The organism is Enterovibrio sp. QJM3NY_24 (genome assembly GCF_057786035.1).
This window is the reverse complement of the sequence record NZ_CM173519.1, coordinates 3,151,077-3,164,934: the sequence shown is the minus strand read 5'-3', so window position 1 is coordinate 3,164,934 and position 13,858 is coordinate 3,151,077. Positions and strand designations below refer to the sequence as shown.

Here is a 13,858-nt window from a genome sequence, read left to right as displayed (position 1 = left end):
AGTCAATCAACGAAAGGATAGAATCGCCATGTCTGAAGTCATGAAAAATGACGTGGACGCACTTGAAACTCAAGAGTGGTTAGAAGCTCTTGCATCAGTCGTTCGTGAAGAAGGTGTAGAACGTGCCCAGTTCCTACTTGAGCAAGTTATGGAAAAGGCACGCCTTGATGGTGTTGATATGCCAACAGGCATCACCACCAACTATGTGAATACCATCCCTGCGGATAAAGAACCAGCATATCCAGGTGACGTAAACCTGGAGCGTCGTATTCGTTCTATCATTCGTTGGAACGCGATCATGATCGTGTTGCGTGCATCGAAAAAAGACTTGGATCTTGGCGGCCACATGGCGTCTTACCAGTCTGCATCTGCATTCTACGAAGTATGTTTTAACCATTTCTTCCGTGCACCTAACGAGGTGGATGGTGGTGATTTGGTTTACTACCAAGGTCACATCTCTCCGGGTATTTACTCTCGCGCGTTTGTTGAAGGCCGCTTGACTGAAGAGCAGCTGGATAACTTCCGTCAAGAAGTTGATGGCAAGGGTATTCCTTCTTACCCGCACCCGAAACTGATGCCTGAGTTCTGGCAGTTCCCGACCGTTTCTATGGGTCTGGGTCCTATTTCTGCTATCTACCAAGCGCGCTTCCTGAAGTATCTTGAAGGCCGTGGCTTGAAAGAAACTGGCGCTCAACGCGTTTACGCATTCTTGGGTGACGGCGAGATGGATGAGCCAGAATCACGTGGCGCGATTTCATTCGCTTCTCGTGAAAAACTGGGCAACCTATGCTTCCTGATCAACTGTAACTTGCAGCGTCTTGACGGCCCAGTCATGGGTAACGGCAAGATTATCCAAGAGCTTGAAGGCCTATTTAAAGGCGCTGGCTGGAACGTTATCAAGGTTGTTTGGGGCAGCGGTTGGGACAAACTGCTGGCGAAAGACACCACAGGTAAACTGCTTCAGTTGATGAACGAAACCATCGATGGTGATTACCAGACGTTTAAGTCTAAAGATGGCGCGTACGTTCGTGCGAACTTCTTCGGTAAATACCCAGAGACGTTGGCATTGGTCGCAGACATGACTGACGAAGAGATCTTCGCGCTGAAGCGTGGTGGTCATGAGCCGTCTAAGTTATTTGCCGCATTCAAAAATGCCGAGCAAACCTCTGATCGTCCAACCGTTATCCTAGCGAAAACCGTTAAAGGTTACGGCATGGGTGAAGCGGCAGAAGGCAAAAACATTGCACACGGCGTGAAGAAAATGGACATGACGCATGTTCAACACCTTCGCGATCGTCTGGGCCTGCAAGAGCTTGTGTCTGATGAAGACATGAAAGCACTTCCTTACTTGAAGTTGGAAGAAGGTTCAGCAGAGTACGAATACATGCATGCACGTCGTAACGCGCTGCACGGTTATACGCCTAAGCGTTTGCCTAAGTTCTCTGAAGCACTTGTTATTCCAGAAGTGGAAGAGTTCAAACCACTGCTTGATGAGCAGAAGCGTGACATCTCTACCACCATGGCGTTTGTTCGTACCCTGAACATCCTCCTGAAAAACAAAGGTATTGGTAAGAACATCGTTCCTATCATTGCCGACGAAGCACGTACTTTCGGTATGGAAGGTCTGTTCCGTCAAATCGGCATTTACAACCCATCAGGCCAAGAATATACGCCTGAAGATCGCAGCGTCGTTTCTTACTACAAAGAAGCAACCTCTGGTCAGGTTCTGCAAGAAGGTATCAACGAACTGGGCGCCATGTCTTCATGGGTCGCTGCAGCAACTTCTTATAGCACCAATGATTTGCCAATGATCCCGTTCTACATCTACTACTCAATGTTCGGCTTCCAACGTGTTGGCGACATGGCGTGGATGGCAGGCGACCAACAAGCACGTGGCTTCCTTCTGGGCGCAACGGCAGGTCGTACTACCTTGAACGGTGAAGGTTTGCAGCACGAAGATGGTCACAGCCACATTCAGGCGAACACCATCCCTAACTGTATCTCTTACGATCCAACGTTCGCGTACGAGCTAGCGGTGATCATGCAAGACGGTATCCGTCGCATGTACGGCCCAGAACAAGAAAACGTGTTCTACTACCTGACGCTGATGAACGAGAACTATGCAATGCCAGGCATGCCAGAAGGCGCTGAAGAAGGCATTCGTAAAGGTATTTACAAGCTTGAGTCTTATGCGGGTGCAAACAAAGTTCAATTGATGAGCTCGGGCACTATCATGAACGAAGTGCGTAAAGCCGCGCAGATCCTGAGCGATGACTACGGTGTAGCGTCTGACATTTACTCTGTTACCTCATTCAATGAGCTAACGCGTGAAGGTCAAGATGCAGAGCGCTTCAACATGTTGAACCCAACCGCAGAGCAAAAAGTGCCATACATCACTCAAGTGATGGGCTCTGAGCCAGCGATTGCAGCAACGGATTACATGAAAAACTACGCAGAACAAGTGCGTGCGTTCATGCCTTCTGAGTCTTTCAAAGTGCTGGGTACGGATGGCTTCGGTCGTTCAGACAGCCGTGAAAACTTGCGCCGTCACTTCGAAGTTAACGCAGGCTACGTTGTTGTTGCTGCGCTGACTGAACTGGCTAAGCGTGGTGATATTGAAAAATCTGTGGTTGCTGAAGCGATTACAAAGTTCGATATCGACACTCAGAAAGTGAACCCACTGTACGCGTAAGAGGCATATATCAATGGCAATCGAAATTAATGTACCAGACATCGGTGCCGATGAGGTTGAAGTAACAGAAATCCTCGTTAGCGTCGGTGACAAAATTGAAGAAGAGCAATCGCTGATCACTGTTGAAGGTGATAAGGCGTCAATGGAAGTACCTGCGTCTCAAGCAGGTATCATCAAAGAAATCAAAATCGTCGTAGGCGATACGGTTTCTACTGGCTCTTTGATCATGATCTTTGAAGAGGCAGGCGCTGCGGCACCTGCTCCAACTCCAGCGGCTGAAGCGCCAGCAGCACCTGTTGCTGCAGCTCCAGTAGCGGCTGAGCTGAAAGAAGTTCATGTGCCAGATATCGGCGGTGATGAAGTTGAAGTTACCGAAATCATGGTAGCGGTTGGCGACAGCATCGAAGAAGAGCAATCTCTTCTTACCGTTGAAGGCGACAAAGCGTCAATGGAAGTACCAGCGCCTTTCGCGGGTGTGCTGAAAGAAATCAAAGTGAACACTGGCGATAAAGTGTCTACTGGTTCTCTTATCATGGTTTTCGAAATTGCAGGGTCTGGCGCAGCAGTTGCAGCAGCACCTGTGGCGGCGGCTCCAGTAGCAGCACCAGCGGCGGCTGAACTGAAAGAAGTTCACGTTCCTGATATCGGCGGCGACGAAGTTGAAGTTACCGAGATCATGGTAGCGGTTGGCGACAGCATTGAAGAAGAGCAATCTCTGATCACTGTTGAAGGTGACAAGGCTTCAATGGAAGTCCCTGCCCCCTTCGCTGGCGTACTGAAAGAAATCAAAATCGCAGCGGGCGACAAAGTCTCTACCGGTTCTTTGATCATGGTATTTGAGACCGTTGGCGCAGCGGGTGCAGCACCTGCTCCTGCGGCAGCAGCACCCGTTGCTTCTGCTCCGGCAGCCGCGCCTGCCGCTCAAGCTGCTTCTGCACCAGCCCCTGCAGCATCAGCAGATTTCGTCGACAACGACGAATATGCACATGCATCGCCAGTGGTTCGTCGTCTAGCGCGTGAGTTTGGTGTTAACTTGTCGAAAGTGAAGGGTTCTGGCCGTAAGAGCCGCATCCTGAAAGAAGACGTTCAGAGCTACGTGAAAGATGCGCTTAAGCGTCTGGAATCTGGCGCAGCAGCGTCTGCATCAGGCAAAGGCGATGGCGCAGCACTGGGTCTTCTTCCTTGGCCGAAAGTTGATTTCAGCAAGTTTGGTGAAACTGAAACCAAACCACTGTCTCGCATCAAGAAGATCTCTGGCGCTAACCTGCACCGTAACTGGGTAATGATCCCGCACGTTACACAGTGGGATAACGCAGACATCACTGAGCTAGAAGCATTCCGCAAAGAGCAGAATGCCGTGGAAGCGAAGAAAGACACTGGCATGAAGATCACCCCATTGGTGTTCATCATGAAAGCCGCTGCGAAAGCACTTGAAGCGTTCCCATCGTTCAACTCTTCGCTGTCAGATGATGGTGAGAGCCTGATCCTGAAGAAATACGTAAACATCGGTATCGCGGTGGACACACCAAATGGTTTGGTTGTTCCTGTATTCCGTGACGTTAACAAGAAAGGCATCTACGAGCTGTCTGCTGAACTGATGGAAGTGTCTAAGAAGGCACGTTCAGGCAAGCTGACTGCGTCTGACATGCAAGGCGGTTGCTTTACTATCTCTAGCCTTGGTGGCTTGGGTGGTACGGCGTTTACCCCTATTGTTAACGCGCCAGAAGTTGGCATCCTGGGTGTATCTAAATCGGAAATGAAGCCGGTTTGGAATGGTAAGGACTTCGTTCCTCGCCTGATGTTGCCTCTGTCACTGTCATACGACCACCGTGTGGTTGATGGTGCAGAAGGTGCACGTTTCGTAACGTACCTGAACGAGTGTCTATCTGACATTCGTCGTCTAGTACTGTAATACGACACCCGATCAGCGTTCGTCTGCATATGACGAACGCTGATTTGATGTATAGCTCACAGGCTATGGGTTTTTATTTTTCAGCTTGTTAACACGGCTGTAAAATGTGGAGCCAAAACGAGCGGTTGCCAATGGCTAACTACTCGCAGTGAAACAACACTGTTCCTACATAACAGTCCGTCATAGAAAAATAAATTAATCTCTTAGCCTGTCAGGGATATAAGACTACAACGAGGTCAGAATGAGTAAAGAAATCAAAACCCAAGTCGTGGTGCTGGGTTCAGGTCCTGCTGGTTATTCAGCCGCATTCCGTTGCGCGGATTTGGGTCTGGAAACTGTTCTGGTAGAAAAATACAGCACGCTGGGCGGAGTTTGTCTTAACGTGGGCTGTATCCCTTCAAAAGCTTTGCTGCACGTTGCTAAAGTGATTGAAGAAGCCAAAGCAATGTCTGAGCATGGTGTTGTTTTCGGCGAGCCGCAAACCGACATTAACAAGATCCGTGTTTGGAAAGAAAAAGTTGTTAATCAACTGACTGGCGGTCTTGGCGGTATGGCTAAGATGCGTAAAGTTAACGTGGTCAATGGTTACGGTAAATTTACCGATCCTAACACCATCGTGGTTGAAGGCGCGGATGGTGCAACCACCATCAAATTCGACAACGCGATCATCGCGGCGGGCTCGCGTCCAATCGAATTGCCATTTATTCCCCATGAAGACCCACGTATTTGGGACTCAACTGACGCACTAGAACTGAATGAAGTTCCAGAAAAGCTGTTGGTGATGGGTGGCGGTATCATCGGTCTAGAAATGGGTACCGTATACCACGCACTGGGTTCTAAAGTTGATGTGGTTGAAATGTTTGACCAAGTTATCCCGGCTGCGGATAAAGACATCATCAAAGTCTTCACTAAGCGTATCAGCAAGAAATTCAACCTGATGCTTGAAACCAAAGTGACTGCGGTTGAAGCAAAAGAAGACGGCATTTACGTTTCAATGGAAGGCAAAAAAGCCCCCGCTGAGCCTACACGTTATGATGCGGTGCTGGTGGCTATCGGTCGCGTACCAAACGGTAAGCTGATGGACGCAGAAAAAGCCGGTATCGAAGTTGATGAGCGTGGTTTCATCAACGTTGATAAGCAATTGCGTACCAATGTTGCACACATCCATGCAATCGGTGACGTTGTTGGCCAACCAATGTTGGCACACAAAGGTGTTCATGAAGGCCACGTAGCGGCAGAAGTGATTTCTGGTAAGAAACACTACTTTGACCCGAAAGTGATTCCTTCAATTGCGTACACTGAGCCAGAAGTTGCCTGGGTAGGTAAGACCGAGAAAGAAGCGAAAGCAGAAGGCATCAACTATGAAGTTGCTACTTTCCCTTGGGCTGCTTCTGGTCGTGCGATCGCCTCTGATTGTTCAGACGGTATGACGAAGATGATCTTCGACAAAGATACACACCGTGTCATCGGTGGTGCTGTTGTTGGTACTAACGGTGGCGAGTTGCTGGGCGAAATTGGTCTGGCGATTGAGATGGGCTGTGATGCAGAAGACATCGCACTGACTATCCACGCTCACCCAACGCTGCATGAGTCTGTTGGCTTGGCTGCGGAAGTATTTGAAGGTTCAATCACTGACCTGCCAAACGCAAAAGCAATGAAAAAGAAAAAGTAATTATTTTTCGCTGATTTGTTAGAAACGCCTCGATTTTCGAGGCGTTTTTTTTTGCCAATTTGTCACATGCTATTTTGATTAGACTGTCTGTTAATCTGGGGTGGTTAGCTATATTGATGAATTTTGGAAGGAGGCAATGAAAATTAAAAATACATTGTATTTTTTAGTGTGTTATATCAATAATTCTGCATATTATATTTCGTATCAATAGTTTGAGTTGATACCATACGCCATGCCGAATATTGGGTGCTAACGCATATGCTGCTACAGAGGGCGCCCAATGTCTGCCAGATTATTTGGATATTCATAGCCGCGCTTTATTTCGCGAATCGACGCTAGATCCACTTATTTTCCTATCATTTAACGCCGTCATCTATTCGCACTTGAGGAATTATGCAGTTCATTAGTCAACTTTCATTCCGTACCAAATTATTTATTCCCCTTGGGTTTGTTTCAGTCATCTTTACGATTGTGTTGGCGATGACTTACCAAACGTTCGAACGTCAGGTCGCGCTTAATTCGACATTGAATGATCTGCTTAATCCGACGGTTGAAAGTATTGATGATGCTTATCGCGATCTCTATCAAGTGCTAGGCAGTGTTGAAGGTTTGTTGGCGAAAGGCGTGACGCAAGAAATGGTCGAGAAGCAGACGTTTGAGTTTAACGACAACGCACCGAATACCCTTCCTCGTTTGAAAGTTGTACAGCGTGTTATCGATGCGGGCGTGATTGATGTGAGCCATCAAGCGACACTGAATCGTTTGATCAATAATACAGACTCATGGACTTCAGAGCTCGAAAGATTGATCCGAACGCCTGATTCGGCGAGCCGCCAATATGCCAATAGTTATGAAGGCATAGAAGATACATTTGCTCAGTTGCGTGGCGATATTAAAATTCTATCTAAGGCTATTAGTCAGGTATCAGCACAAATTTCTGCAGATATCGATGCGTCTACCATTCAAGCCGAGCGTTTGATTGTTGGCGGCACCATTGGCGCGCTAATTCTCGCGGTGCTTGGCGGTGTTTTACTGTCGAACATGCTACTTAAACCCGTGAAAGAGATGGGTGATGCTCTTGAAAATATTGCTTCAGGTGATGGTGATCTCACGCAGCGTCTGACGGTGCGTTCAACGGATGAAATTGGTCAGCTAGGCGAGTCATTCAATCGCTTCGTCGCTAAGATACAGGCGAGTATTAAAGAGGTCGTTGATGCATCTAATCATGTTCGTGAGCACACTGAACAGATTGAAATCGCCATTCGCAGCAGTGTGACGGAAACGGAAAATCAGCATCGCGAGAGTGACATGATTGCCGCCGCGGTGCAGGAGATGAGCGCAAGCAGCATGCAAATCAGCCAGAATGCGTCGGATGCCGCAGATGCAACAGGCACGGCCACGCAGGAAATTGGCGCAGCGCAGAGCAGTGTTGCTGGCACTGTAGCGGCAATGTCTTCGTTACGCAGCCGTATTGAACAGTCACAGACTATGATCACGTCGTTGAATCACGATGTAGATAGCATTGCGTCAATCGTTGATGTGATTCGTGGTATCGCAGAGCAAACCAACTTACTCGCATTGAATGCGGCAATTGAAGCGGCACGTGCGGGTGAGCAGGGCCGAGGGTTTGCGGTAGTTGCGGATGAAGTGCGTAACTTGGCAAACAAAACGCAACAAAGCACAGAAGAGATCCGCAACATGATCGAACGTCTGGAAACGGGCACCCGAAATGCGGTTTCATCCATGAATGAAAGCAGCGAAGCAAGCAATGACACCGTGTCGCACATTCAACAAACGTCTGAATACCTCGATGCCGTGTCCTCGATGATCATCACCATCAACGATCAAAACGCACAAGTTGCTACTGCGTCATCGCAACAAAAGGCAGTTTCAGAAGACATCAGCCGAAATATTCACGGTATTGTCGAAAATGGTCAGCGTGTTTACCAGAATCTGGGGAGCGTTGAGCAGACATGCGCGGAATTGGCAGACAAGAGCCGTCAGTTAGATAACGTGGTTAGTGGTTTTCGCGTCTAAAAGAGAAATATTCATCTCTCGTTGATAAAACGCCACATTTGTGGCGTTTTTTTATGACTGACATAAAGGGTATTGTTGTTCACGTTATTCCCTCACTTCCTCATTTGCTAATTAACATCAGTAAGACATTTCCCTGATACATAGGTGAGATGATATTGTGTTCCATTCACCCAGAGTCTGTGTGCCATCGTGGTTTGCGTTCGAGGTGAATACGCTAAGTGATTGAAAATAAAAAATCACGTAAACAGTATTACTTAACCTCACAGACCGCCAAATACTCAGAATTCATGTTTTTCTCCATAGTATCGATGGTTCATCGGTGTTAATTACGCGCAAAGAAATATTAACATTGCAAGGCAGCACAACATGTTGATTAGGCTTTTAAAAGGAAGATTCATCGCCACCCTAGTGCTTGCAGTCGCCATGCTGTTTGCATCATTCGCATTTTCACAAGAGAAAATATCTCGTCCTACCGTAGGGTTAGTCTTGGGCGGCGGCGGCGCGAAAGGGGCTGCGCATGTTGGTGTGCTTAAAGCTCTCGAAGAAATGCGGATCCCGGTGGACTATATCGCTGGGACCAGTATGGGGGCGTATGTTGGTGGGCTGTATGCCATTGGTATGACGGCTGACGAAATCTCGGTGCTGATGGAATCCATTGATTGGAACGCCGGGTATCAAGATCGCGTCTATCGAGGAGATCGACGCACGCGTGATAAAGAGCATGAAGATCGCTATAACCTATCAACGAATTTCGGTTTTGACTTCAAAAGCTTAAAAACCCCCCAAGGGATTGTCCAAGGCCAGAATATGATCCGTATTCTGCGTGAGTCTACGGGTAATCTTCCTTCCTTTGAGTCCTTCGATCAAATGGTGGTGCCTTACCGTGCGGTTGCGACGGATATCGAGAGATTAGTTCCGGTTGTGATTGGTGACGGCCAGTTAACAGAGGCAATGCTGGCCAGTATGGCGGTGCCCGGTGCGCTGCCGCCTGTTGAGCTTGAAGGGCGCTACCTTGTCGACGGTGGCTCAGTAAACAACATGCCGGTTGATGTCGCTAAAGCGTTGGGCGCAGACATAGTTATCGCGGTGGATATCAGTACGGATTACAGTCCTGCGGCGGAGCTAGGTTCTTATCTTTCTGTCATGAATCAGCTGGTTAACTATATGGTGCGAAATAGCACCGATCAGCAGATAGCCAATATGAGCGACGACGATATCTTGCTGACGCCACAAGTCGGAGACATGGAAACCACAGAGTTCGATCGTATGCCCGAGGCTTACGAGAAAGGCTATTTGGTGGCGTTTGAACACAAAGACGTGCTCAAAGAGTTGGGCTTAACCTCTGGGCAATATCAGATTTATATCGAGAAAAAACAACGTCGCCGCAGATTGATGGTTTATGGCAATATTTTGTCAGTTGATAACATTATCATCAATAACGATACCAGCTTTTCAGATGACGTCCTCAAAGCCAGATTATCCCTTGAAACGGGGCGAGTGGACTCGAATGAACTTGAGAAATCGGTTCAAAATCTCTACGCCTTAGATCGGTTTGAAACCGTGCGTTATCACCTTGAGCGCCAAGGTGAAGAAAATGTCCTCGTTGTTGATGTTAAAGAGAAAAGCTGGGGGCCAAACTTTGTCGACTTCCGTTTTGCGTTAGAAGACAACTTTGAATCGGATACTAATTTTTCTGCCGGTGTCAGTATCAATAGCACAGGGCTTACTGATTATGGTGCAGAGTTAAGAACGCTCTTTGAGCTGGGCACGGACAAGCGCGCACAGGCAGAGTTGTATCTCCCGTTTTCTGCCGATCAGCTTTACTTTGCGCAAGTGCTTGGTGGATTGGAAGTGCGTGAGCGAGATGCGTATTACCGCTCTGATGAACCCAATTTGGGCGAAGATACATTCACCGTGGACGCTCGTTACAGTGAGGTCATTGCAGATGTTGGCATAGGTTGGCAACCCCAGCTTTGGGGTGAGTTTATGCTGGGTTATCGGTATATCGATGGTGAAGAAGAGTTGGCGGGTGGGTTATCTGAACTCAAATATCAGCGCGAGATGCCTTATATCAGTGTGACGTTAGATGCGTTGGATAATCGTGTTTTTCCGAACCGTGGCGGCTATCTTAATATGTCGTTGGGCTACGCAAGAGATCAATTAGACAGTAGCGAAGGGCGATCAATTGCCGAAGCCAGTGTGCTCAATATCGAGGGCATTTACGCAAAGAACATCGGTAAACATACCGTTTATGGTAAAGCCAAGTACGGCACCATTAATGCGCGAGTCGGAAGCGTTGCCATTGAACCTCATGAATTAGGGGGGTTCCTTAACCTGTCAGGTATACCGCGAGACTCGTTGTGGGCAAACAATATCGCTTTTGGTGCGGTTGTTTATCGATATCGTCTGCTGGATAACGACTTCGGTTTGTTTAAATCTCCTGTTTATTTAGGGACATCTATTGAGTATGGCGGAGTGTGGAACAACCCAGATTTTTCGCTAAAAGAAGTACCGTTTTATGCCGCAGGCAGTATATTTGCGGGAGTTGATTCGCCATTGGGTCCAATCATTGTCGCCTATGGTCGTACAGAAAATGATCTCGATTCGTTCTATTTTATAGTCGGGTCTGATTTTTAAAGGACTGCGAGGAAGGTGAGAGCCACTTTCTCATCGCCAAACCAAATGTTTCATTCCATGGCTGGAATTTAAAATTTGGTTAAAAAGTGATAACATACCAGCTTCGTCATGCAAGGCACTATAGAAAGATAGTTACCCTACGTTTCGTTAAGGTGCCTGCAAGCCGAGCTTAATTCCAAGGATGTCTGGCCGCGATGGTCAGACCGCAATATGAGGAAAACGTCGTGCTTGAAGCCTACCGTAAACACGTCGAAGAACGTGCTGCTCAGGGTATTGTCCCTAAACCACTTGATGCGGATCAAACCGCAAGCCTAATTGCATTGCTCAAGAACCCACCTGCGGGCGAAGAAGCTATTCTTATCGACCTGCTTGAAAACCGTATTCCACCGGGTGTTGATGAAGCCGCATATGTAAAAGCGGGCTTTTTGGCAGCTGTATCAAAAGGCGAAGCAAGCTCACCATTAGTTAGCAAAGAAAAAGCGGTTGAGCTGCTTGGTACCATGCAAGGTGGCTACAATATTGAGCCCCTGATCGACATGCTAGAAGATGAGGCATTGGCGCCAATTGCTGCTAAAGCACTGTCACACACCTTGCTAGTATTTGATTCTTTCTATGACATCGAAGAAAAAGCCAAAGCAGGTAATGCGTACGCGAAACAAGTCATGCAAGCTTGGGCGGATGCGGAGTGGTTCCTGTCTAAGCCAAACGTTCCTGAAAAAGTCACACTGACTGTATTTAAGGTGACCGGTGAAACGAACACCGATGACCTGTCTCCAGCCCCTGATGCCTGGTCACGTCCTGATATTCCATTGCATGCTCTGGCAATGCTGAAAAACGCCCGTGACGGTATCGAACCTGATCAAGCTGGCGTTGTTGGTCCAATCAAACAAATTGATGCTTTGAAAGAAAAAGGTCATCAACTGGTTTACGTTGGTGACGTTGTTGGTACGGGCTCTTCACGTAAATCTGCGACTAACTCAGTGCTTTGGTTTATGGGCGATGACATTCCAAACGTGCCTAATAAGCGCGCGGGTGGTTTTTGTCTGGGCGGTAAAATCGCACCTATCTTCTTTAACACTATGGAAGATGCAGGCGCACTGCCTATCGAGCTAGACGTTGCTAAGCTGAACATGGGTGACGTGATTGACGTCTATCCATTCAAAGGCGAAGTATGTAGCCACGGCACTGACAACGTGTTGTCTACCTTCTCATTGAAAACTGACGTGCTGTACGATGAAGTGCGCGCGGGTGGCCGTATTCCGTTGATCATTGGCCGTGGTCTGACTGATCGCGCTCGTGAAGCAATGAGTCTTTCACCTTCTGAGGTGTTCCGCCGTCCATTACCTGCTGTTGAATCTGATAAGGGCTTCACCCTTGGTCAGAAGATGGTAGGTAAAGCGTGTGGCGTTCAGGGGATTCGCCCTGGAACGTACTGTGAGCCAAAAATGACCACAGTAGGTTCTCAAGACACCACCGGTCCTATGACTCGTGATGAGTTGAAAGATTTGGCGTGTCTTGGCTTCTCTGCTGACCTAACGATGCAGTCTTTCTGCCACACCTCAGCGTACCCGAAACCTGTTGACGTCGTGACTCACCACACACTGCCTGATTTCATTCAGAACCGTGGTGGTGTAGCACTGCGCCCGGGTGATGGTGTTATCCACTCATGGCTAAACCGTATGCTGCTGCCTGATACCGTCGGTACGGGTGGTGACTCACACACCCGTTTCCCGCTGGGCATCTCGTTCCCAGCAGGCTCAGGTCTGGTTGCGTTTGCTGCTGCGACAGGTGTTATGCCATTGGATATGCCAGAATCAATTTTGGTGCGTTTCAAAGGCGAACTACAACCGGGTATCACACTGCGTGATCTGGTCCATGCGATCCCTTACTTTGCGATCAAGCAAGGTCTGTTGAACGTAGAAAAAGCGGGCAAGATCAACGCATTCTCTGGTCGAATTCTTGAAATCGAAGGTGTTGAACATCTCACGGTTGAACAAGCGTTTGAACTTTCAGATGCCTCTGCAGAGCGTTCTGCTGCTGGCTGTACGGTGAAACTGTCACAAGAATCTGTGTCAGAGTACCTTCAGTCAAACATCGTGATGTTGAAGTGGATGATCAGCGAAGGGTATGGCGATCGCCGTACCATCGAGCGTCGTATCACGGCAATGGAATCATGGTTGGCGAATCCAGAACTGATGGAAGCTGACAAAGACGCAGAATATGCAGAAGTGATCGAAATCGATCTGGCTGATATCAAAGAACCTATCCTGTGTGCACCTAACGACCCAGATGACGCGCGTTTGCTGTCTGATGTTGCGGGTGACAAGGTTGATGAAGTCTTCATTGGTAGCTGCATGACCAACATTGGTCACTTCCGTGCGGCAGGTAAATTGCTTGAGAAATTTGGTGGCACCTTGTCGACCCGTTTGTGGGTTGCGCCACCGACGAAGATGGACCGTGATCAGCTAACGGAAGAAGGTTACTACGGTATCTTCGGCCGTGCTGGTGTGCGTATCGAAACGCCAGGGTGTTCACTGTGTATGGGTAACCAAGCGCGTGTCGCTGATAAAGCGACCGTGATTTCTACCTCTACCCGTAACTTCCCGAACCGTTTGGGTACAGGTGCGAATGTTTATCTGTCTTCTGCAGAGTTAGCATCTGTTGGTGCGATTATTGGCCGTATTCCAACGGTTGAAGAATACCTAGAGTACGCGAAGCAAATCGATGCGACGGCAGCAGATACTTATCGTTATCTGAACTTCCACCGTATGGATGAGTACACCAAAAAAGCGGATGAAGTCATTATCCAAACCGCGGTATAAGCATCAGTGGTGAGTCTCGAGAAACGAGACGCTAGATAAGAGAAAGCCTCCAGATTTGGAGGCTTTTTTGTATCGAAGGAAAATCG

At 48.2% G+C, this 13,858-nt stretch carries 6 protein-coding genes; all 6 read left to right on the top strand.

Translation table 11 applies throughout. From position 1 onward, the window contains the following. Nucleotides 1–28 precede the first annotated feature (28 nt). Nucleotides 29–2,692 carry a pyruvate dehydrogenase (acetyl-transferring), homodimeric type gene (aceE, locus tag AC3CIC_RS14105; protein ID WP_394211628.1) on the top strand — a complete coding sequence of 888 codons (2,664 nt, stop codon included), beginning with the start codon at nt 29–31 and terminating at the stop codon, nt 2,690–2,692. Between the two features lie 13 nt (nt 2,693–2,705). Continuing rightward, the gene (gene aceF, locus AC3CIC_RS14100; protein ID WP_488514904.1) at nt 2,706–4,604 is read left to right on the top strand and encodes a pyruvate dehydrogenase complex dihydrolipoyllysine-residue acetyltransferase; all 1,899 of its coding nucleotides are present in this window, start codon (nt 2,706–2,708) and stop codon (nt 4,602–4,604) included. A 241-nt stretch (nt 4,605–4,845) separates the two neighbouring features. After that, nucleotides 4,846–6,276 carry a dihydrolipoyl dehydrogenase gene (gene lpdA, locus AC3CIC_RS14095; RefSeq protein ID WP_016960727.1) on the top strand — a complete coding sequence of 477 codons (1,431 nt, stop codon included), beginning with the start codon at nt 4,846–4,848 and terminating at the stop codon, nt 6,274–6,276. Nucleotides 6,277–6,669: 393 nt separating this feature from the next. Next, on the top strand, nt 6,670–8,313 hold the full coding sequence (locus tag AC3CIC_RS14090; RefSeq protein ID WP_488514903.1) for a methyl-accepting chemotaxis protein: 1,644 nt from the start codon (nt 6,670–6,672) through the stop codon (nt 8,311–8,313). Nucleotides 8,314–8,679: 366 nt separating this feature from the next. Beyond that, nucleotides 8,680–10,950: a patatin-like phospholipase family protein gene (locus AC3CIC_RS14085; RefSeq protein WP_488514902.1), complete on the top strand. Its 2,271-nt coding sequence runs from the start codon at nt 8,680–8,682 to the stop codon at nt 10,948–10,950. Nucleotides 10,951–11,174: 224 nt separating this feature from the next. Continuing rightward, nucleotides 11,175–13,772 carry a bifunctional aconitate hydratase 2/2-methylisocitrate dehydratase gene (acnB, locus tag AC3CIC_RS14080; RefSeq protein WP_026024083.1) on the top strand — a complete coding sequence of 866 codons (2,598 nt, stop codon included), beginning with the start codon at nt 11,175–11,177 and terminating at the stop codon, nt 13,770–13,772. Nucleotides 13,773–13,858: the final 86 nt, after the last annotated feature.

Coding starts and splice junctions, on each gene's coding strand:
- AC3CIC_RS14090 (WP_488514903.1), top strand. CDS start 6,670: ATGCAGTTCATTAGTCAACTTTCATTCCGTACCAAATTATTTATTCCC.
- aceE (WP_394211628.1), top strand. CDS start 29: ATGTCTGAAGTCATGAAAAATGACGTGGACGCACTTGAAACTCAAGAG.
- AC3CIC_RS14085 (WP_488514902.1), top strand. CDS start 8,680: ATGTTGATTAGGCTTTTAAAAGGAAGATTCATCGCCACCCTAGTGCTT.
- aceF (WP_488514904.1), top strand. CDS start 2,706: ATGGCAATCGAAATTAATGTACCAGACATCGGTGCCGATGAGGTTGAA.
- lpdA (WP_016960727.1), top strand. CDS start 4,846: ATGAGTAAAGAAATCAAAACCCAAGTCGTGGTGCTGGGTTCAGGTCCT.